Source organism: Streptomyces malaysiensis subsp. samsunensis, assembly GCF_024519315.1.
Classification (GTDB): domain Bacteria; phylum Actinomycetota; class Actinomycetes; order Streptomycetales; family Streptomycetaceae; genus Streptomyces; species Streptomyces malaysiensis.
This window is the reverse complement of sequence record NZ_JANIIC010000005.1, coordinates 1-21,281: the sequence shown is the minus strand read 5'-3', so window position 1 is coordinate 21,281 and position 21,281 is coordinate 1. Positions and strand designations below refer to the sequence as shown.

Annotated in this window: 14 protein-coding genes; 10 read left to right on the top strand and 4 right to left on the bottom strand. The window is 71.6% G+C overall.

Annotated elements, in window-relative coordinates; translation table 11 throughout:
- The first annotated feature begins 97 nt into the window (after positions 1-97).
- From NQU54_RS05895 to NQU54_RS05880, 4 genes are all read left to right on the top strand, one after another.
- Positions 98-1,300, top strand: coding sequence for a cytochrome P450 (locus NQU54_RS05895; protein WP_257630107.1), 1,203 nt, complete (start codon positions 98-100; stop codon positions 1,298-1,300).
- Between the two features lie 60 nt (positions 1,301-1,360).
- A complete protein-coding gene (locus NQU54_RS05890) occupies positions 1,361-1,555 on the top strand; it encodes a ferredoxin (RefSeq protein WP_069862093.1) in 195 nt (64 codons plus the stop codon).
- Between the two features lie 75 nt (positions 1,556-1,630).
- On the top strand, positions 1,631-2,695 hold the full coding sequence (locus NQU54_RS05885) for a 3-dehydroquinate synthase family protein (protein WP_257630106.1): 1,065 nt from the start codon (positions 1,631-1,633) through the stop codon (positions 2,693-2,695).
- 364 nt (positions 2,696-3,059) lie between these two features.
- On the top strand, positions 3,060-5,792 hold the full coding sequence (locus tag NQU54_RS05880) for a helix-turn-helix transcriptional regulator (RefSeq protein ID WP_257630105.1): 2,733 nt from the start codon (positions 3,060-3,062) through the stop codon (positions 5,790-5,792).
- 107 nt (positions 5,793-5,899) lie between these two features.
- On the opposite strand, the gene NQU54_RS05875 is transcribed toward NQU54_RS05880, so the two are convergent.
- Positions 5,900-6,556: an O-methyltransferase gene (locus tag NQU54_RS05875; RefSeq protein ID WP_257630104.1), complete on the bottom strand. Its 657-nt coding sequence runs from the start codon at positions 6,554-6,556 to the stop codon at positions 5,900-5,902.
- 245 nt (positions 6,557-6,801) lie between these two features.
- On the opposite strand from NQU54_RS05875, the gene NQU54_RS05870 reads away from it, so the two are divergent.
- From NQU54_RS05870 to NQU54_RS05845, 6 genes are read left to right on the top strand one after another with little or no spacing between them, the layout of a single operon-like run.
- Positions 6,802-7,668, top strand: coding sequence for a 3-hydroxyacyl-CoA dehydrogenase family protein (locus NQU54_RS05870; protein WP_257630103.1), 867 nt, complete (start codon positions 6,802-6,804; stop codon positions 7,666-7,668).
- Positions 7,665-7,940 carry an acyl carrier protein gene (locus NQU54_RS05865; protein ID WP_093702315.1) on the top strand — a complete coding sequence of 92 codons (276 nt, stop codon included), beginning with the start codon at positions 7,665-7,667 and terminating at the stop codon, positions 7,938-7,940. Before NQU54_RS05870 ends, NQU54_RS05865 begins: the two co-directional genes overlap by 4 nt.
- A complete protein-coding gene (locus NQU54_RS05860) occupies positions 7,937-9,049 on the top strand; it encodes an acyl-CoA dehydrogenase family protein (RefSeq protein ID WP_251770070.1) in 1,113 nt (370 codons plus the stop codon). Before NQU54_RS05865 ends, NQU54_RS05860 begins: the two co-directional genes overlap by 4 nt.
- Positions 9,046-10,158 carry an HAD-IIIC family phosphatase gene (locus NQU54_RS05855; RefSeq protein ID WP_257630102.1) on the top strand — a complete coding sequence of 371 codons (1,113 nt, stop codon included), beginning with the start codon at positions 9,046-9,048 and terminating at the stop codon, positions 10,156-10,158. Before NQU54_RS05860 ends, NQU54_RS05855 begins: the two co-directional genes overlap by 4 nt.
- 52 nt (positions 10,159-10,210) lie before the next feature.
- Entirely contained in the window at positions 10,211-12,277 is a 2,067-nt protein-coding gene (locus NQU54_RS05850) for a carbamoyltransferase family protein (protein ID WP_257630101.1), read from the top strand.
- Positions 12,278-12,281: 4 nt separating this feature from the next.
- Positions 12,282-12,578 carry an O-linked N-acetylglucosamine transferase gene (locus tag NQU54_RS05845; RefSeq protein ID WP_257630100.1) on the top strand — a complete coding sequence of 99 codons (297 nt, stop codon included), beginning with the start codon at positions 12,282-12,284 and terminating at the stop codon, positions 12,576-12,578.
- A 173-nt stretch (positions 12,579-12,751) separates the two neighbouring features.
- Here NQU54_RS05845 and mhpA read toward each other — a convergent pair whose 3' ends face one another.
- The 3 genes from mhpA to NQU54_RS05830 form a co-directional block, all read right to left on the bottom strand.
- A complete protein-coding gene (gene mhpA / locus NQU54_RS05840) occupies positions 12,752-14,395 on the bottom strand; it encodes a bifunctional 3-(3-hydroxy-phenyl)propionate/3-hydroxycinnamic acid hydroxylase MhpA (RefSeq protein ID WP_257630099.1) in 1,644 nt (547 codons plus the stop codon).
- On the bottom strand, positions 14,392-15,165 hold the full coding sequence (locus tag NQU54_RS05835) for an arylamine N-acetyltransferase family protein (protein ID WP_257630098.1): 774 nt from the start codon (positions 15,163-15,165) through the stop codon (positions 14,392-14,394). The genes mhpA and NQU54_RS05835 overlap by 4 nt, the downstream gene beginning before the upstream one ends.
- Before the next feature lie 7 nt (positions 15,166-15,172).
- On the bottom strand, positions 15,173-21,281 hold a 6,109-nt coding region (locus tag NQU54_RS05830; RefSeq protein ID WP_257630097.1), incomplete at its 5' end, for a type I polyketide synthase.

Sequence of the window (21,281 nt, the reverse complement as noted above, 5' to 3'; positions counted from 1 at the left end):
GAGTGATTAGGGGAGTGGAGCGCGGACGCACGCACCAGACTTGGCAATCCGCAGGGCGGCGCAGTGGTGGCGATGGAGCGACGGACGGGACGGACGGATGGACAGGACTGACGAGATACGCGACTACCCCGAATTGCGGGCTGCTGCATGCCCGTTCTCACCCCCGCCGGGTTACGAGGAACTGCGTGAGCGGTCCGCCGTCACCCGGGTGCGGATGTGGGACGGCAGCACCCCCTTTCTCGTCACCGGCTATCACGAGGCGCGGGCCGTGCTCGGCGACAGCAGGTTCAGCGCCGACGGCACGCACAAGGGGATGCCACGCTTCACCAAGTTCGAGGTGCCGGCCGAGGTGTTCAACCTCGGGAGGATGGACGATCCGGAGCACGCCCGGATCCGCCGCATGCTCACCGCGCACTTCACCATCCGGCGCACCGAGGCGATGCGGCCGATGATCCAGGGCATCGTCGACGGCCTCCTGGACCGGCTGATCGCCGAGGGGCCGCCGGCCGACCTGGTGGCCGACTTCGCCTTCCCCCTGCCGTCCCAGGTGATCGCCGTGATGCTGGGGGTCTCGGACGCCGACTTCGCGGAGTTCCAGCGGGCCTCGCAGGGCGTCATGGACTTCACCGTGTCGACCGAGGAGATGGGCGCCGCGCTCGGCGTCATGGTCGACTACGTCAGCCGGATGTGTGCGGCCAAGCGCGCCGCGCCGGGAGACGACCTCCTCAGCCGGCTCATCGTCGACCAGGAGCTGACGGGCGGGCTGACCCAGCAGCAGGTGGTCGCCACCGCCCTGGTGCTGCTGCTGGCCGGCCACGAGACCACGGCCAACATGATCGCCCTGTCCAGCGTCCTGCTGCTGCGCCACCCCGAGCAGCTCGCCCGGCTGCGGGCGGATCCCGGGCTGATGCCCAACGCGGTGGACGAACTGCTCCGGTACATCACGATCGTCCAGGAAGGCACCGGACGGGTGGCCGCCGAGGATGTCGAGGTCGGCGGGGTGCAGATCCCGGCGGGCGAAGGGTTGATCATCAACCTGCCCAGCGCCAACCGCGATCCCCACTTCGCGGACGCCCACGAACTGGACCTGGGCCGGCCGAACGCCCGTGAGCACATCGGGTTCGGCTTCGGTGTGCACCAGTGCCTGGGGCAGACCCTCGCCCGGGTCGAGCTCCAGATCGCCCTGGAGACCCTGCTGCGCCGGCTGCCGGCGCTGCGCCTGGAGGTCCCGCTCGACGACCTGGCGTTTCTGTACGAGTCGATGAACTTCGGCGTCGCCCGTGTGCCCGTCGCCTGGTGACCACGGAGGCCGGCGCGGCCGCCGGAACGACGGAAGACTGAGGGAGAGGGGAACACCACGGTGAAGGTCTCGGTGGATCAGGAGAAGTGCTGTGCGGCCGGCCACTGCGCGCTGGCGGCCCCGGAGGTGTTCGACCAGCGGGAGGAGGACGGGGCTGTTGTCCTGCTGGACCCGCGTCCGCCGCTCGCGCTGCGCGACGGCGTCGCCGAGGCGTCGTTCCTGTGCCCGGCCGCCGCGATCGCGGTAGAGGACTGAAAGCGCCCCACACCCGATTCCGGCCCCGGCGAGACAGCTTCTCGCCGGGGCCGCGCAAGCGATGGGAAGGCAGTCTTGACCACGTCGACCTCCAGTCCGGCCGCCAGTTCCGCCGCTCCTTTCCGGCAGGTCACCGTCGCGCTGGCCGAGCGCTCGTACACCGTCCACATCGGACACGGTGTGCAGCGGCTGCTCCCGCGGGTGGTGTCCGCCCTGGGCGCGCGCAAGGCGGTGGTGGTCACCGCGCGGCCCCCGGAGCAGACGCCCGACCCCAAAGTGCCCTCGCTCGTCGTGTCCACGCGCGACGGGGAGGAGGCCAAGGACCTGGCCGCCGTGACGGACCTGTGCCGCCGGTTCGTCGAATTCGGGCTGACCCGCTCGGATGTGGTGGTGTCCTGTGGCGGCGGCACCACGACCGACACGGTGGGCCTGGCCGCCGCCCTCTACCACCGGGGCACACCGGTCGTCCATGTGCCGACCTCGCTGCTGGCCCAGGTGGACGCGAGCGTCGGCGGGAAGACGGCGGTGAATCTGCCCGAGGGCAAGAACCTGGTCGGCGCCTACTGGCAGCCCGCGGCCGTGCTCTGCGACCTCGATCACCTCACCACCCTGCCCGAACGGGAGTGGCGCAACGGCCTCGGTGAGATCGCCCGCTGCCACTTCATCGGCGCGCCCGATCTCGACGGGCTGCCGCTGCTCGACCAGATCGCGGCCAGCGTGACGCTCAAGGCGGGCATCGTCGCCGCGGACGAACGCGACGCGGGCTTGCGGCACATCCTCAACTACGGACACACACTGGGGCATGCGCTGGAACGTGCCACCGGGTTCGCCCTGCGGCACGGGGAGGGCGTGGCCATCGGTACGGTCTTCGCCGGCCGGCTCGCCGGTGCGCTGGGCCGTATCGGCCCGGGGCGGGTGGCCGAACACCATGATGTGGTCGCCCGTTACGGCCTGCCGACCGCGCTGCCCGCCCAGGTCTCCGTGGCCGAGCTGGTGGAGCTGATGCGCCTGGACAAGAAGGCCACCGACGGGCTGACGTTCGTCCTGGACGGCCCCGACGGGCCCGGACTGGTGCCCGGGATTCCCGAGGACACCGTCAGCGCCACCCTCGCCGCGATGCCCCGCGAGCCGGCGGGGTGACACGGCGCGATCCGGAAGGGGCGACCGCCACGAAGCGGAATGGCCGGAACGGGGATACGCCACGGCATTCATCGCCTCTTCGCTTTAGGGGCACGCCGCCTCGATAGGGGGTTGACCGTGCGGCGTGCGTCCCGGATAACTGAACAGCGCGGTGTGCTGGACGAGATGCGGTGGGGCGGGTTAGGGGGCGGAGGTTCCGGTAGGGGTTGATGCTGATGTGGACGCACTGATGGAATCGTTTCCCGATCAACGTTCGGTCTGATTCAAGGATCGCGAGTCCGCATTTCGTCGACCTCGATCGGGGACCCTCAACATGCCCTTCAGCTATGCCATGCCGGTGAATACCGAGCGGAATTCCCGTCCGATGGACACGGTATTGAATGCCGCGGCGCACCTCGGACACGCGTTCGGTGACTCTTTGGTGCGCCCCGGGCAGGCTCTTCTCCTGGACGGACCGCTGGCATGCGGTAAGACCACCCTGCTCCGGTCGTTCTCCGAGCGGGCCGCGGCGGCCGGCCGGCTCGTCATCACGGCGACGTGTTCCCCCTCCGAGCGGGATCTTCCCTTCGGTGTCGTCTCCCAACTGGCCCGCGGCGCCTGGAAGTCACCGGGCGGCCCACCCGAGGTGCCGGGGCTGCCGGACATCCTCCGCGGGACCAGCGACCCGGTGGACCGGGCCGAGATCGCCCGGCTGTGCCATCGGCTGTGCACCTCGCTGATCGACTACGCGGAACACACCCCGCTGCTGCTCGCCGTGGACGATGTGCGCCACAGCGATCCGGCCTCCGCGCACTTCCTCCTCCAACTGGTGCGGCGGCTGGACTCGGCACGGATCGCCGCCGTGTTCACCGATGATCTGAGCCTGCCCGCGCCCACCCTGCCGCTCCGCTACGAACTGCTGCGCTCCCAGCGCATGCACCGGATCGGCCTCGGCCCGCTCACCCCCGACGAGGTGGCCGACGTGGTCGTGGCGGAGCTGGGGGAGACCGCGAGCCCCCGCTCCGGCGATGTCTACGCCGCCACCGGTGGCAACCGGCTGCTGCTGCACACCCTGCTGGCCGACTACCGCGAGCATGGCGAGGCCCGCCAGACCGGCTATGGCCAGTCCTTCCTGAGCTGTCTGCACCGCAATGAGCCGATCTTCCTGGACGTGGTGCGCGCGCTGGCCGTGGTGGGCTTCTCCCTGCCCGCCACCGACCTGGCCTGGCTGACCCGACATGAGCCCGAGCCCATCGGCCAGGTGCTGGCGGCGCTGACCGGCGCCGGGCTGATGGACGAGGGCGCGTTCCGGCAGGAGGCGGCGCGGCTGAGCGTGCTCAACGACATGCCGGCGCGGGCCCGCAGGACCCTGCACCAGCGGGCCGCGCGGCTGCTGCACGACCAGGGCAGGCCCGCCACCACGATCGCCCGTCATCTGGTGCGGGCCGGGCGGATCCCCGATTCATGGTCGCCGGAGCTGCTGCTGGAAGTGGCCGAGCAGGTGGCGGTGGGCGAAGAGGCGTCCGTCGCCGTCGACTTACTGGAGCAGTCCCTCGAACAGTGTCCGCACCAGGAGCGGCGCGCCGCCTTGCAGGCGAAGCTCGCCGAGGCGGAATGGAAGATCAACCCGTCCACCGCCACCCGGCACCACACACCGCTGTACGGCGCCGTCCGCGCCGGCCGGCTCGGCCTCCCCGACAGCGTCACCCTGCTCATGCAGCTGCTGTGGAAGGGCGGGCTGACCGAGGTGGAGGGGCTCCTCGCCCATCTGCGCGAGGACCCCGCCGCCACCGACCAGCTCCATGCCATCGAGGCCGCGCTCACCTGCACCTACCCCTGGCTCGCGGAGCGGCGGCCGGCCCCGGCGCACCACGGTGGCTCCGCCGCGACGCGGGCGGCGGTGTGGCCACGGGCCGGCACCGTACTGGCGGACGTGCTCACCGGCGGGCAGACCCATGACACCGTCCGGCGGGCCGAGGAGGTGCTGCGCGAACTCCAGCTCGGCCACGACCCGGCGTGCCAGGAGCAGGCCGGGCTGTTCGCCCTGCTCGCGCTGGTCTACGGCGGCCGGATCGACCTGGCGTCCGCATGGTGCGAGGGGGCGCTCGGCGAGACCGGCGCGGGGCCGCACGTCCCGATGCGGCAGGCGGTGCTGGCGGCGGCCAGGTCGGAGATCGCGCTGCGCCGAGGTGACCTCGCCGAGGCCGCGGAGCGGTCCCGGGCCGCCCTCACCCACGCCTCCCCCGGCGCCTGGGGTGTCGCGGTCGGGCTGCCGCTCGGCTCCCTGATCCTGGCGTGTACGCGGATGGGCCGGCACGAGGAGGCGGGGTTCCACGTCGCGCAGACCGTGCCCAACGCCATGTTCAAAAGCTCCTACGGGCTGCACTACCTGTACGCGCGCGGCCACTACTTCCTGGCGGCCGGCCGGCACCAGGCCGCGCTCGCGGACTTTCTGCTGTGCGGCGAGCTGCTCACCGACTGGGGGCTGAGCAGCGGCTGTGACCCGGTGCCATGGCGGATCGGCGCGGCGGAGGCATGGCTCGCGCAGGGCAACCACGACCGGGCCCGGATCCTGGTCTACCAGCAGCTCAGCCGTCCGCATACGGACGGCGCCCGGGCCCGCGGGCAGTCCTTGCGCCTCCTGGCCGCCACCAGCTCGGCCAAGCGGCGGCCGCAGCTGCTCAACGAGGCGGTGGGGCTGTTCACCGAGCAGGAGGACAAGTACGAGCTGGCCCGCACGCTGTGGGACCTCAGCCAGGCGTACCACGCGCTCGGCGAGAAGAAGCAGGCCCGCCGGACCATGCGCCGGGCCTGGCATGTGGCGAAGATGTGCGACGCCGCGTCGCTGTACGAGGAGTGGCTGCCGGCGGACGACCAGTCCCAGGCCGTGGCGCCGGCGCCGAAGGCGGACGCCGGGATCGAGCGGCTGACGCACTCCGAACGGCGTGTCGCGTCGCTGGCCGCCATGGGCTACACCAACCGGGAGATCGCCGGGAAGCTGTATGTCACGGCCAGCACGGTGGAGCAGCATCTGACCCGGGTCTTCCGCAAGCTGGACATCAAGCACCGGGAGCAGCTGCCCACCGAACTGTACGCGGACCGCATGGAGTTGGCGTGACGGCGGCGCCCCGGCCGGAGCGCCGCCCGGCACCGACATGAGCACCGACCGCGAACGGCCACTTCCCGGGAGGGCCCCGGGAAGTGGCCGTCAAGGCAGGCGAGGACTCAGCGTTTGACCGCGAGCGTGATCCCATCACCCACGGTGAGCATGCTGATCTCGACGCGTCCGTCCTCCCGGAGCAGTTTGTTCATCTCGCGCAGTGCCGTGGTGTCGGCGTCCTGTGCGGCGGGGTCGGTCACCCGGCCGAAGAAGAGGGTGTTGTCCAGGACGATGAGGCCGCCGCGCCGGAGCATCGCCAGTGACTCCTCGTAATAGTGCGCGTAGCCGGTCTTGTCCGCGTCGATGAAGACCAGGTCGAACTCCCGGCCCGCCCGCCGCAGTCCGGCCAGTGTGTCCTTCGCGTCACCGATGCGCACATCGATGCGGCCCGCCACTTCGGCGCGCTCCCAGAACGGACGCCCGAGCCCCGGCCACTTCTCCGTGACGTCGCAGGTGATCAGCGTGCCGTCGGCCGGCAGGGCCCGCGCCATGCACAGTGTGCTGTAGCCGGTGAAGGTGCCGATCTCCAGCACCGAACGGGCGCCGACGAGCCGCACCAGCAGCCCGAGGAGCTGGCCCTCCTCGGGCATCACCTGCATGGCCTGTGCGGCCGGCAGACCCGCGGTTTCCGCCCGCAGCCCGGCCAGGACCTCGTCGTCGCGCAGGGACAGTTCCCGGACATAGCCGAGAATTTCTTCGGTCACATCGACTTGCTGAGCCATTGGACTGCCACACCCCGCAAAGGTGGAAAGGGAAGGTCCGGGGAAAGTCAATGCGGCCAATGCTAGGAATCCGCCGGTGTGCCGCGCAATGGCGTCCCGCGGAATGCCGGAACCCGTATTCCGGGCTGAGGGGGGTGTAGGGGGGATCATTAGGGGATTTGCGTGACCGCCCCGAGAATATCGTGAACGCGACAAGCGCGTGTCATGGTCGGCACGTTGTTCACAACGCGCTGCGGAGGCGATTGATGAGCGGACATGCGGAAGCGCACCGGCTCACGGTGCTGGGTGCGGGAACAATGGGACTGGGGATCACCTCTCTCGCCGTGGGGCACGGAATCCCGGTGACGGTCGTCGAGGTGGACGAGGCCAAGGCCGGCCGGACGCGGGCCGCGGTCACCGAACGGCTCCGCATGGCCCAGCTCATGCGAGCCCTGCCCGCCGACCGGCCGCCCGGCGAGCTGACGGTCACCGCGTCCCCGGCCGACGGCCGGGAGGCCACCGCCGTGGTGGAGGCCGTCACCGAGGACACCCCCACCAAGGCCAAGGTGCTCGAAGCGGTCGCCGGGCTCACCGGCGGGCGGGTGCCGCTGATCTCGAACACCTCCTCCATCCCGATCGACGAACTGGCCGGGTTCATCGCCGATCCGGCACGGCTGGTCGGCACCCACTTCATGAACCCGCCCTATCTGATCCCCACGGTGGAGGTGATCCGCGGCCCCCGTACCGGGGAAACGGCGATGGCCGCCGTGACGGATCTGCTGCGCGCGCTGGAGCGCAAGCCGGTCGTCGTCGGCGACGGGCCGGGGTTCGTCACCAGCCGGGTGCTGCACCCGATGATCAACGACGCGATCCGTGTGGTGCAGGAGGGCACGGCGACGGCGGAGGCCGTGGACGTCCTCATGCGGGACTGCCTGGGCCACCGCACCGGACCGCTGCGCACCGCGGACCTGATCGGCCTGGACAACCTCGCCGACTCGCTGCGCGTGCTGCATGAACGCACCGGCGACGCCCGGTGCGCACCGAGCGAATTGCTGCTGGAGAAGGTCCGCGACGGCCACCTGGGCCGCAAGTCGGGCCGCGGGTTCTACGCATACGGGAAGGAGTTGGCGTGACCATCTCATCCGAGCAGGGCAGCCACACCGCCGAGACGGTGGCGCAGGAGGTACAGCAGTTCCTCGAACAGCGCACCAAGCAGACCTGGGACCCGGACACCGACCTGTTCAGCACCGGCGCCGTGTCCTCGATGTTCGCCATGGAACTGGTCGTGCACCTGGAGTCGTCCTTCGACGTGGTGATCAGCGGCCCCGATCTGGCGCTGGACAACTTCCGTACGGTGAACGCGATGACCGCGATGGTCCTGCGGCTGCGCGGGGTCAAGCCGTGACCGACGCCGCCACCGACCACGCGGAGCTGGTCAGCGGGTTGATCGGGGACCGGGCCGACGCCTGGGACCTGGCCGGGGAACTGCCCCGCGACCTCCTGGTCAAACTCGGCGCCTCCGGTGTGCTGTGCGCACAGGTCGGCCCCGAGCACGGCGGCACCGGACTGGACAGCCGGGCAGGCGGGGAGCTCACCGCGCGGGTCGGCGCCCGGTGCAGCTCCCTGCGCAGCGTGATGACCTCGCAGGGCATGGCGGCGTGGACGGTGCGCAGGCTCGGCGGCACCGAGCAGTGGGACACCTTTCTGCCCCGGCTGACCTCCGGTGACCTGGCGGCGGTCGGATTCAGCGAACCCGGCGCCGGCAGCGACCTGTCGGCGATGGAGACCGAGATCGCCGACGACGGCGCCGAGGTGGTCGTCACCGGACGGAAGGTGTGGATCACCGCCGCCCACTACGCCGATCTGCTGCTGGTGTTCGGGAAGTACCGGGGCGGCGCCACGGCCGTGGTCGTGCCCGCCCGGACACCCGGAGTGCGCATCACACGGGTGGAGAACCCCCTGGGCTGCCGCGCCGCCGGTCACGCGAACATCACCCTGGACGCGGTCCGGGTGCCCGCCGGGCATGTACTCGGCGGCACCGGGCTGCCGCTTCCCCTGGCGACCACCGCCGCGCTCACCTACGGGCGCATGTCCGTGGCCTGGGGGTGCGTCGGCATCCTGCGCGCGTGCCTGGACGCCGCCGCCACGCACACCGCCAGCCGGGAGCAGTCCGGCCGGGCGCTCGCCGAGCACCAGTTGGTGGCCCGGCACCTGGCCGAGCTGTACGTCGCGGAGCGGCACGCCACCCGGGCCTGTGAACACGCCAGCGCCTCCTGGGACACCGGTTCGCCCGACATGGCCGTCGACGCGGTGCACGCGAAGTACGTCGCCTCGCGCGAGGCGGCACAGGGCGCGGCACGCGCCGTACAGCTCCTGGCGTCGGCCGGGGCGTCCGACGGCCATGTGGTGGCCCGCGCGTACCGCGACGCGAAGCTGATGGAAGTCATCGAGGGCACCAGCGAGATCTGCCAGCTCGTGCTCGCCCAGCACATGCGGAAGAAGGTGCGACCATGACGGAGGGGAAGCCCGTGAGCGAGCCGACGGCGGCCGTCAAATGTCTCGTCTGGGACCTCGACAACACACTCTGGCGCGGCACCCTGCTCGAGGACGGCGAGGTGCCGCCGTTCGCGTGGGTGCGCGATGTCATCACCACCCTCGACGATCGCGGCATTCTCCAGTCGATCGCCAGCAAGAACGACCACGACCACGCCTGGGCGCGCCTGGAGGCGCTGGGCCTCGCCGAGTACTTCGTGCTGCCGCACATCGGCTGGGGGCCCAAGTCGGAATCGGTGCGTGCCATCGCGGAGCGGCTGAACTTCGCACACCGTGCCATGGCCTTCGTGGACGACCAGCCCGCCGAGCGCGCCGAGGTCGGCTACCGGCTCCCCGAGGTGCGCTGCTACACCGCCGAGGACGTGGCCGGGCTCACCGGGCTGCCCGAGTTCAGCCCCGCCGTGGTCACCGTGGACTCACGGCAGCGGCGCACCATGTACCAGTCGGGGTTCCGCCGTGACGCCGAGCGGGCGGAGTTCGGCGGACCCGACGAGGAGTTCCTGCGCACCCTGGACATCGAGATGGCCATCTCCCGCGCCACCGAGCGGGAGCTGTCCCGGGTCGAGGAACTGACCCTGCGCACCAGCCAGATGAACGCCACCGGTGTGCACTACTCCGACTCCGTACTGCGCGGACTGCTCACCGACCCCGCGCACGAGATGCTGGTCATCACGATGGCCGACCGGTTCGGCCCGCACGGCGCCGTCGGCATCGTGCTGCTGGAACGCCATCCGGCGGTGTGGCATCTGAAACTGCTCGCCACCTCCTGCCGTGTGGTCTCCTACGGCGCCGGGTCCACCCTGCTGAGCTGGCTGGCCGACCAGGCGGCGCGTGCCGGGGTGCACCTGGCCGCCGACTTCCGGCGCACCGACCGCAACCGGATGATGGAGGTCGCCTACCGCTTCGCCGGGTTCGCCGATGCCGGCTGCGCCTGCACCGCCGCCCTCGCGGCCCCCGGCGAGGAGGGCGTCGAACGCCTCCACCTCACCCCCGCGTTCCAGCCGGCCCCGACCACGCTGCGGCTGACCGCGCCTGAGCTCGCCGACGCGGCGCTGCCGCGCTCCCGGTGACCGGCGGGCGACTCCCGCCCCGCATCCTCGCGTTCGCCTCCGACTGGTTTGGGTGATCACTGTGCTTGTGCTCGGGCTCAACGGCAACTTCTCCGCCGCGGACACCGATGTGGTGCCGCGGCTGAGCGAGGTCTTCTTCCACGACTCGGCGGCCTCCTTGATCCGCGACGGCGAACTCGTGGCCGCGGTGGAGGAGGAGCGGCTCAACCGGATCAAGAAGACCACCAAATTCCCCATCAACGCGGTCCGTGAGTGCCTGGCCCTGGCCGGCGCGCGGCCCGAGGACGTCGACGCGGTGGGCTACTACTTTCCCGAGAACCACATCGACACCGTCCTCAACCACCTCTACACCGAATATCCGCGGGTGCCCCTGCGCTACTCCCGGGAGCTGATCCGGGAGCGGCTGAAGGAGGGCCTGGACTGGGACCTGCCGGAGGACAAGCTCGTCTACGTGCCGCACCACGAGGCACACGCGTACTCCACATATCTGCACTCCGGCATGGACTCGGCGCTGGTCCTGGTGCTGGACGGCCGGGGCGAACTGCACTCCGGCACCGTCTACCGCGCCGAGGGCACCCACCTGGAGAGGCTGGCCGACTACCCGGTGCCCAAGTCACTGGGCGGGCTCTATCTGAACGCCACCTATCTGCTCGGCTACGGCTTCGGCGACGAGTACAAGGTGATGGGCCTGGCCCCCTGGGGCGACCCCGCGACCTACCGCGACACCTTCTCCAAGCTCTACACCCTCCAGGACAACGGCGAGTACGAACTGCACGGCAACATCATGGTGCCGAACCTGGTCAGCCCGCTGTTCTACGCCGAGGGCTTCCGGCCGCGCCGCAAGAGCGAGCCGTTCACCCAAGCACACCGCGACTTCGCCGCCGCGCTCCAGGAGGCGGTCGAGAAGATCGTGCTGCACATCCTCCAGCACTGGGCGAAGACCAGCGGGCTGTCCCGCCTCTGCTTCGGCGGCGGCGTCGCCCACAACTCCAGCCTCAACGGCCTGATCCTCAAGTCCGGCCTCTTCGACGAGGTGTTCATCCACCCCGCCTCGCACGACGCGGGCGCGGGCGAGGGCGCCGCCTACGCCGCCGCGGCGAGCCTGGGCACTCTCCAACGGCCCCGGAAGCGGCTGCTCAGCGCGAGCCTCGGCCCGGCGCTGGGCGCCCGGGAGCGGATCAGGGCACGGCTGGCCGACTGGGCGCCGCTGATCGATGTGGAGTTCCCCGAAGACGCCGTGGAGAGGGCGGCCGGACTGCTCGCCGAGGGCGAGGTGCTCGGCTGGGCGTACGGCCGGTCCGAGTTCGGCCCCCGCGCCCTGGGCCACCGCAGCATCGTCGCGGACGCACGCCCCGAGGAGAACCGGACCCGTATCAACGCGATGGTGAAGAAGCGCGAGGGCTTCCGGCCGTTCGCCCCGGTGGTCACCGCCGAAGCCGCCCGCGACTACTTCGACCTCTCCGGCGCGGAGGGCAACCACGAGTTCATGTCCTTCGTGGTGCCGGTGCTGCCGGAGCGGCGTACCGAGCTCGGCGCGGTCACCCACGTGGACGGTACCGCCCGGGTGCAGGTCGTCTCGGCCGAGTCGGGCGAGCGCTTCCACCGGCTGGTACGGCGGTTCGGCGAGCTGACCGGCACCCCCGTGCTGCTCAACACCTCCTTCAACAACAACGCCGAACCCATCGTGCAGAGCCTCGACGACGTGGTGACCAGCTTCCTGACCACCGACCTGGACGCCCTGGTGGTGGAGGACTGTCTGGTGCGTGCCCAGCCCTCGCCCGATCTGGGCGTTCTGGTGCCGCGGTTCCGCCCGGTCACCCGGCTGGTCGAGCACAGGACCAGCGGTCCTGACGCCTCGGCGGGCACGAAGGTCCACGAGATCCACCTCGACTACGACGGCGGCCCGTCCGCGAAGGTGTCGCCCGAGCTGTACGAACTGCTCGGCGCGGTGGACGGCACCACCACCCTCGGGGATCTGGCCAAGGCCGTGGGCGGGCTGTCGGAGGCGCTGGCCGCCGAGGTGTTCGCCCTGTGGGAGCAGCGGTTCCTCACCCTCGTCCCGGCCGGGGAGCTCCAGCCGGCCCAGAGGTCCGCGGACGACGGCGCGCGGGGGCGCTGACCCGATGGTGGCGGACCCGATCACCGAAGTGCACCGGGAGATCAGCCGGCTGCTGACGAAGCTGAGCCGGGCCGGTGGCGGGCGGCCGGACGCCCTCGTGGAGGCGTGCGTCGCCTGCCTGGAGGCCGCACAGTGCACCTCGGCCGCCGCCACCGGGCAGGAGGGGGCGGACACCGGCGCCCAGGAGGCGCTGCACGCGGTCAACGCGGCGGCGCTGGCCATCAGATACGCCCTGGTCAAGGCGGGCGATGAGCGACGTCTCGCGGCGCGTACCGGGGAGAGCGTGACCTCCGATACGTGATCGCTCCGCTGGGGCGCCGTGGTCTGTCGTCATGCCGTCTGCCGGCCGCGGCTCCGTCGTGGCTGGTCGCGCCCACGCGGCGGAGCCGCACATCGACAGGGGCGCACCAACTGGTCCCCTTCCCCCACGGCACTCGGGGAAGGGGACCAGTCATGTTCGGGTGGGGGAGTGCCTCAGGACGGGGTGGCGGTCGGGGTGAGTTGTTCCGCCAAGTCGTCCACCAGCGAGGGCAGTTCGGCCTTGTCGCCCGCGATTCCGAACACGTAGAAGTCCGGGCGTACCAGCACCGCCGGCGCGCCCATCTCCGACAGATACGGCAGATACCGGCCCTCCACGTCCCGAGCGTCCCCTGGTTCCAGGTCGGCCGCGGGCGTTTCCGCGGGCACCACACGCACCAGCCGGGCCCCGATGTTGTCGAGGAACGTCCGCTGCCGCGCGTCCAGCGCCGGGACCACGTCCTCGCCGTACAGCAGGATGAAACCGGTGCCCACCACATCGTCGAACAGCCCGGTGCCGCCCGCGCGGCCCACCCGCCACTGCGGGGCCGCCTGTCCGGCGTACGGCGCCGGCCGGCCCTGCCCGTCCCGCCGCAGCAACCCGTCCACGAGCGGGCGCACCACCGAGCGGCGTGCGGCGCTCGGCCCGATGTTCCGCTTCCGCGCGGCCAGCATCGCCGCGTCCCGGTCCGCCGCCGCGGCCGGGTCCGCCATGCACACCACCCGGCCCAGGCCCACGGACATCTCCACCGCGTGCCGCACATGCGCCCGCCGCTCACTGGTGTAGGTGTCCAGCAGCGCCGGTGCCGCGTGCCCGCTCAGCACCAGGTCCAGCTTCCAGGCCAGATTCGCCGCGTCACGGAATCCGGAGCACATGCCCTGCCCCGCGAACGGCGGCATGAGGTGCGCCGAGTCCCCGGCCAGCAGCAGCCGTCCGGCCCGCCAGTGCTCCGCCCAGCGGGCCTGGAAGGTGTAGACCGCGTGCCGGTCCAGGACGCCGTTGTCGGGCGTCACGTCGAACAGCCGCAGCAGCTCCCACGCGCTCTCCACGGTGCCGAAGTGCGCGGGGTCGTCCGCGGGCACCCGCATGAACTCGTACCGCCGGTGTCCGGGCCCCGCGGACACCGCGGTCCGCGGGCGGGCCGGATCGCAGATCTCCAGGTTGTTCGGCCGGAACTCGCGGTGCTCATGCAGCCGCACATCGCAGATCAGCCAGTCGTAGGAGAAGTCGAGGTCCGTCACCGTGGTGCCGACACTCGCCCGCACCAGGCTGTTGGCGCCGTCGCAGCCGACCACCCACGAAGCGGTGAGGTCCGTCCTCTCGCCGTCCGGACCGACCACGGTCAAGGTCACCCGGTCACCGTCGTCCGCGAGTCCCACCGCCTCGTAGCCGCGCAGCACCCGCAGCCGCGGCAGCGTCGCCCCGTGTTCGATCAGCGCGGACTCCAGGGCCGGCTGATAGGCCGACAGCGCCTCCGGCCAGGTGCAGTGCCCCCGGTCGGCGACCTCGTGGTCGATCAGCGTCTCGCCCTTGGTGTTCTGCCAGGCGTGGTCCCGCGCGGGTTCGGTGAACTTCTCGAGCGAGTCGCCGATCCCGGCCGAGGCCAGGATGCGCGCGGCCTCACTGTCGAACCCGACCGCCCGGGGGTGCCGGTACGGCTCCGGCCAGCGCTCCACCACCGTCACCCGGCGGCCGCGCTGGGCCAGCAGCACCGACAGCAGCTGCCCCACCGGTCCGTACCCGACGATCAGCACATCGGTCTTGGGCCCGCCGTTGTCCGTGTCCCGCGCGACGTCCACCGCCGCCTCCTTCCCGCTCATTCGCCCGCCAGGATCAGATCGACCGTGTCCTGGAACTCGTCCGCCTTCACCAGCACCTTGGTGCGCTCCACCCCGTCCTCGACGGTGAAGCAGCGCCTGCCGATCAGCACGATCTTTCCGTTGTCCGTGGCCCGGCTGCGGAAGGTGGTCCCGGCGAGCACCGAGTCCTGTGCGTAGTCGTCCAGGCTGTCCAGCCGCACCGCGTCCCAGCCGGACGGGTCGGCCAGCTCCGGCCGGAACCGGTACACCGGCTGCCAGTCGCTCTCCTTGGGCCGTCGTTCCACCACCCGGTAGCCGTAGTGTTCGGTCACGCGGTAGGCACAGCCGTACTGGTGCTGCTCCTCCTCGGACAGGTGCAGCGGCTCCGAATAGGACGGCCCGGGGAAACCGACGTCCACCAGGTGGGTCCGCCCGTCGAGGCGGACCAGGTCGAAGGTGTGCTCGCGCTCCGGGCCGAAGGCCCCGTTCGCCTGCCGTACCGCCGCCGCCACCATGCGCACGTCGTAGCCGAGTTCGGCCAGCAGCGTGTGGAACAGCCGGTTGAGCTCGTAGCACACTCCGCCATGGCCCTCGGTCACCACATGCTCGAACACCAGGTCCAGCGGGACGTTCGTCAGATGCCGTGAGGCCGGGAGCCGGTCGGGGGCCGTCGAGTTGTCGTACGGGACCGCCATGAGATGCCGTTTGTGCAGGTGCCGGAGGGTGTCCAGGGTGGGTGCGGGTGTGGACTCCACCCCGATGCGCCGCAGGTACTTCGCCACGTCGAACATGCTCGTCTCACCTCTCCGTGCTCTGGTCGTCGTCTTCCGCCGCTTCTCGGGCCGCCACGGGTGCGTTCGTGGCATCCAGCGCGAGCTGCTCCTGGAGGTGCTCGGCGGCCATCGACGGGGTGGGGTAGTCGAACAGCATCGCCGCCGCGAGCTGGAGGCCGGTGGCCGCGTTGAGGCGGTTGCGCAGTTCCACCGCGGTCAGCGAATCGAACCCGATCTCGAACAGCGGGTCGTCCGGGCCCACCGCGTCCGGGGTGGGGTGTCCGAGGACGGCCGCGGCCTCGGCGCGGACCAGTTCGGTGAGGCGCTGGTGCCGCTGGGCCGGGTCGAGCGCGGCCAGCTCTTGGGCGAGGGACGGGGCGGCGTCGGGCCGGGCCGAGGCGTGGGCGGTGGGGCGGTGGTGGCCGCGTACGAGGCCGCGCAGGAGGGGCGGGAGTGTGTGGGGGTCGGTGTTGTTCCGGAGGGCCGCGAGGTCCAGCTCGAGCGGGATGAGATGGGGGTGCGGAGTGGTGAGCGCGGTGTCCAGGAGGCGCATACCGTCGGCGTCGGTCAGGGGGATGACACCGCTGTGCCGGGTCCGTTGCTGCTGGGCGGTGGTCATACCGGCCGTGAGGGCGCTGGTGGTCTCCCACAGGCCCCAGGCGAGTGAGGTGGCGGGGAGCCCGGCGGCGTGGCGCTGCTGGGCGAGCGCGTCGGCGTAGGTGTTGGCGGCGGCGTAGTTGGCCTGGCCGGGGGTGCCGAGGGCGCCGGTGGCGGAGGAGAAGACGACGAACGCCGCGAGGCCGAGGTCGCGCGTGAGTTCGTGGAGGTGGGTGAGGGCGTCGACCTTGGGGCGCAGAACGGTGTCGAGGCGCCGTGGGGTGAGATCGGTGAGCAGGGCGTCGTCCAGGGTCCCCGCAGTGTGGACCACGGCGGTCAGCGGATGGTCGGCGGGGATGCCGTCAAGGACGGCGGCGAGTTGGTCGCGGTCGGCGGTGTCGCAGGCGGCGATGTGGATACGGGCGCCGAGCCGCGTCAGCTCCTCGCCGAGCCGGGCCGCGCCGGGGGCATCGGGCCCCTGGCGGCTGACCAGGAGGAGGTCGCGCGCGCCGTGCTGGGTGATGAGGTGGCGGGCGGTGAGGGCGCCGAGGGTGCCGGTGCCACCGGTGATGAGAACGGTCCCTTCCGGGGCCAGGGCGAGGGGCTGGGACGGTGTGCCGGTGGGCGCGGCGGTCAGGTGGGGCGTGTAGGCGGTGGCGTCGCGAAGGGCGAGTTGGGCTTCGGCCGTGGTGAGCGCTGTGGGCAGGGTCTGGTGGGAGTGGCCGTCGACGTCGATGAGCCGGACCCGGCCGGGGTGTTCGGACTGGGCGGAGCGGACCAGGCCCCAGACCGCGGCCGCGGCCGGGTCGGTGACCTCGGCGGTGTCGTGGACGGCCATGGCGCCGCGGGTCAGGACGACCAGGCGGGTGTCCGCCAGTTCGGGCCGGTTCACCCACTCCCGCAGCAGATCCAGCACCCGGGCGCAGAGCGCGTGCGTACGGTCGATGGGCCCGGTCTGTTCGGGGACCCAGGCGGACACGTCGGCGACGAGCACCTCGGGCCGCTCCCCGGCCCCCGCGACCTCCGGGACATCGGCGTAGCTCGACGGGGCGTCCGGGAGCCCGCTCTCCCCGACCGTGGCCCAGCGCGCTTCGGTGGCGCCGAGGCCGCATTCGGCCCATTCGACCGCCCACAGGGCATTGCCGCCCGACGCGGCGGCCAGCGCGCGCAACTGGTCGGGTGTGGTCTCCCGGAGCTGGAGGGACCCGATCGTGGCGACCGGCACACCCCGCGGATCGGTGATCCGCACGCACAACCCGTCCCCGCCGGACACCGTCGCGCGCACCCGCACGGCGGTGGCGCCCACGGCGTGGAGCCGTACGTCGGTCCACGCGAACGGCAACATCGTGGGCCGCTCACCAGCGGACTGGAAGCAGAAGTTCCCGGCGTGCAGAGTGGCGTCCAGCAGCGCCGGATGGATGCCGAACCGCCCGGCCACCCCGGTCTGCTCCTCCGGCACCGACACCTCGGCGAACACCTCGTCGTCCCGCTTCCACACCGCCCTCAGGCCACGGAACGCCGGGCCGTACTCGTACCCGACCTCGGCCAGGTGCTCGTAGAACCCCTCCAGGGCCACGGGCTCCGCACCCTCGGGCGGCCACGGCAGCGCGGCCTCGGCCTCTTCCGGCGGGACGGCGGCCCCCGTGGTCAGCGTGCCGGTGGCGTGCTCGGTCCACTCCCGTATGCCCTCCGGGCGGGAGTAGACCCCCACCTTGCGGCGCCCGCGCTCCTCGCCGCCGACGAGCACCTGGACGTGCAGGGTGCCCTCGTCCGGCACCGTCATCGGCCGGCTGATGACCAGCTCCTCCAGTACGGGGGTGTCCGCCTCGTCCCCGGCACGTACCGCCAGCTCGACCATCGCCGTACCCGGGAGCAGCACGGTGCCGGAGACCGCGTGGTCGGCCAGCCAGGGGTGGGTGGGCAGGGAGAGACGCCCGGTGAGCAGCACACCTCCGGTGTCGGGCACGCTCACCACGGCCCCGACCAGCGGATGGCTGGTGTCCTCGAGACCCACGGCACGGACATCGCCCGGACCGCCACGGTCCAGCCAGAACGTCTCGTGTTGGAAGGGGTAGGTGGGGAGCGGGATTTGGGAGGGTCGTGATCCGGTGTACGCGGTGGGCCAGTCCATTGGTGTTCCCCTGGTGGACAGTTCTGCGAGGTGGGTGAGGAATCGGGTGGGGGTGTCGTCGTCGCGGCGGAGGGTGCCGGTGACGGTGGTGTGGGGGGTTTGGCTTGCTTCGAGGGTTTCTTGGATGGCGGTGGTGAGGACGGGGTGGGGGCTGACTTCGACGAAGGTGCGGTAGCCGTCGTCGGCGAGGGTGCGGATGGTGGTGTCGAACTGGACGGTCTGGCGGAGGTTGCGGTACCAGTAGTCGCCGTCGGCGGTGTGGGGTTCGGTCCATTGGCCGGTGACGGTGGAGAGCCAGGGGATGGTGCCGGGCTCGGTGGTGGTGTCGGCCAGGGCCTGGTGGAGTTCGTTTTCGATGGTGTCGACGTGTCCGGTGTGGGAGGCGTAGTCGACGGGGATGATGCGGGCTCGGATGCCTTGGTCGGTGTAGTGGGTGTGGAGCTCGTGGAGGGCGTCGGTGTCGCCTGCGATGACGGTGGCGTTGGGGCTGTTGTGTGCGGCGATCCAGAGTTTGCCGTGCCAGTTGGTGAGGTCGATGGTGTCGGCAGGGGCGGCGAGGGACATCATGCCGCCGTGTCCGGCGAGGTGGTGGGCGATGGTCTGGCTGCGGAGCGTGATGATTTTGGCGGCGGTGGGGAGGGTGAGGTGTCCGGCGACGCAGGCGGCGGCGATTTCGCCTTGGGAGTGGCCGATGACGGCGTCGGGGTGGATGCCGGTGGACTGCCAGAGCGCGGCCAGGGAGACGACGACGGCGAAGGTGGCGGGTTGTACGACATCGACGCGGTCGAGCGAGGGAGCGTCGGGTGCGCCGGTGATGACGTCGATCAGTGACCAGTCGGTGTACGGGGCCAGGGCCGCGGCGCATTCGTGGAGTCGTTCGGCGAAGACGGGGGAGGTGGTGAGTAGTTGGGCTCCCATGCCGGCCCATTGGGCGCCTTGGCCGGGGAAGACGAAGGCGGTTTTGCCGTGGGTGGTGGCGTGGCCGGTGGTGAGGCGTGGGTGTGGCTGTCCGCTTGCGAGGGCGGTGAGTGGGGCCGTGGTGTCAGTGCTTTCGGTGGTGGTGTCGGTGAGGATGACGGCGCGGTGGTCGTGGAGGGTGCGGGTGGTGGCCAGGGACCAGCCGATGTCCACCGGGTGTGCGTCGGCGCCGGATTCCAGGTGGTCCAGGAGGCATTGGGCCTGAGCTCGCAGGGCTGTGGCGGTCTTGGCCGACAGCACCAAGGGGGCGATTCCGCCGGTGGCGACCAGACCGGGGGTGTCCGTACCGTCGTCCACCTTCGGTACGGGCTCAGGGGTGGGCGCCTGCTCCAGGATCACGTGCGCGTTCGTCCCACTGACCCCGAAGGAGGAGATCCCGGCTCGGCGGGGGTGTCCGTTCACCGGCCAGGGCCGCGCCTCGGTGAGCAGGGACACCGTGCCCGACGTCCAGTCCACCTGGGCGGTGGGTTCGTCGGCGTGCAGGGAGCGCGGAAGTGTGCCGTGCCGCAGCGCCAGCACCATCTTGATGACGCTGGACACGCCCGCGGCCGCTTGGGTGTGGCCGATGTTGGACTTCAGCGAGCCGAGCCACAGCGGCTCGTCACCCTGCCGCTCCTGGCCGTAGGTGGCCAGGAGTGCCTGGGCCTCGATGGGGTCGCCGAGGGCGGTGCCGGTGCCATGGGCCTCGACGGCGTCCACATCGGCCGCCGTCAGCCCGGCGTTCGCCAGCGCTTGCCGGATCACCCGTTGCTGGGAGGGGCCGTTGGGAGCGGTGAGGCCGTTGCTCGCCCCGTCCTGGTTGACCGCCGTGCCGCGGATCACGGCCAGTATCTCGTGCCCGTCGCGGCGGGCGTCGGAGAGCCGTTCCAGCAGCAAGAGCCCTACGCCCTCGGACCAGTTGGTGCCGTCGGCGCCCTCGCCGAAGGACTTGCAGCGGCCGTCGGACGCCAGACCGCGCTGGCGGGAGAACTCCACGAAGGCGCCGGGCTGGCCCATGACGGCGACGCCCCCGGCGAGTGCCATCGTGCACTCGCCGGAGCGCAGGGCTTGTACGGCGAGGTGGATGGCCACCAGCGAGGAGGAGCACGCCGTGTCCACCGTCACCGCGGGACCGGTCAGGCCGAAGGTGTACGACACCCGGCCCGACGCCACGCTCGTCGCGCCGCCCACCCCGAGGTAGCCCTCCAAGCCTTCCGGCGCCGCGCCGGGGCCGGTGCCGTACCCCTGGCCGCTGGCGCCGACGAAGACGCCGACCTCCTGGCCGCGCAGTGACGTGGGAACAATCCCGGAGCCTTCCAGGGTCTCCCACGCGGTCTCCAGCAATACGCGCTGTTGCGGGTCCATCGACAGGGCCTCGCGCGGGGAGATGCCGAAGAAGGCGGCGTCGAATCCACCCGCGTCGGTGAGGAATCCGCCCTCGCGTACATAGGACTTGCCCACGGCGTCCGGGTCGGGGTCGAACAGCCCGGCCAGGTCCCACCCCCGGTCCTGCGGGAACGGGCCGATCGCGTCGGTTCCGGCGGCGACCAGCCGCCACAGGTCCTCGGGGGTGCGGACGTCACCGGGCAGCCGGCAGCCCATGCCCACCACGACGACCGGATCCTCGGCTCCGTCCGGAGCGGACCGGCGGCGGTGGGTCGGCCGGGGCGCGGCCTCCACGGTCCGCCCGCCCAGCTGGTCGCGCAAGAACTCGGCGGTGGCCAGAGGCGTCGGGTGGTCGAAGACCAGCGTCGCGGGCAGCCGTAGCCCGGTGGCCGCGTTGAGGCGGTTGCGGAGCTCCACCGCGGTCAGCGAGTCGATTCCCAGGTCCCGGAACGCCTGTTCCGGACCGATGGGGTCGACCGAGGGGAACCCGAGCACCGAAGCGGTCTCTTCGCGGGTCAACTCGACGAGCAGCCGCTGCTGTTCGGCCGTGGGCAACCCGGCCAGTCGCCGTACGAGCCCGCCCTCAGCGGCCTTCGGCACCGGCCGGGCCGTACGCCGGGCGGGTCGGACCAGACCGCGCAGCAGCGGCGGTGGCTCCGCGGCCTCCGCGCCGAGGGCCGCGAAGTCGAACCGCGATGGCATCAGCAGCGACAGCCCCGACGCCACCGACCGGTCGAACAGGTCCAGCGCCTCCACCGTGGACAGCCCGACGATGCCACCGCGCCGCACCCGGTGCAGATCGCCGGAGCCCAGCCCGGCCGTCATACCACTGGTCTCTGCCCACATGCCCCACGCCAGCGAGGTGGCGGGAAGCCCACGCGCACGCCGCCACTGCGCGAGGCCGTCCAGATAGGCATTGGCGGCCGAGTAGTTGCCCTGACCGGGCCCGCCGAGCACTCCGGCGGCCGACGAGTACACCACGAACGCCGCCAAGTCCTGATCGCGGGTGAGGTCGTGGAGGTGGGTGATGGCGTCGATTTTGGGGCGGAAGACGGTGTCGAGT

What these genes read in the sequence shown, in the direction of transcription:
- NQU54_RS05895 (WP_257630107.1), top strand. Translation starts at nt 98, where the DNA reads ATGGACAGGACTGACGAGATACGCGACTACCCCGAATTGCGGGCTGCT.
- NQU54_RS05880 (WP_257630105.1), top strand. Translation starts at nt 3,060, where the DNA reads ATGGACACGGTATTGAATGCCGCGGCGCACCTCGGACACGCGTTCGGT.
- NQU54_RS05875 (WP_257630104.1), bottom strand. Translation starts at nt 6,556, where the DNA reads ATGGCTCAGCAAGTCGATGTGACCGAAGAAATTCTCGGCTATGTCCGG.
- NQU54_RS05870 (WP_257630103.1), top strand. Translation starts at nt 6,802, where the DNA reads ATGAGCGGACATGCGGAAGCGCACCGGCTCACGGTGCTGGGTGCGGGA.
- NQU54_RS05855 (WP_257630102.1), top strand. Translation starts at nt 9,046, where the DNA reads ATGACGGAGGGGAAGCCCGTGAGCGAGCCGACGGCGGCCGTCAAATGT.
- NQU54_RS05845 (WP_257630100.1), top strand. Translation starts at nt 12,282, where the DNA reads ATGGTGGCGGACCCGATCACCGAAGTGCACCGGGAGATCAGCCGGCTG.
- mhpA (WP_257630099.1), bottom strand. Translation starts at nt 14,395, where the DNA reads ATGAGCGGGAAGGAGGCGGCGGTGGACGTCGCGCGGGACACGGACAAC.
- NQU54_RS05835 (WP_257630098.1), bottom strand. Translation starts at nt 15,165, where the DNA reads ATGTTCGACGTGGCGAAGTACCTGCGGCGCATCGGGGTGGAGTCCACA.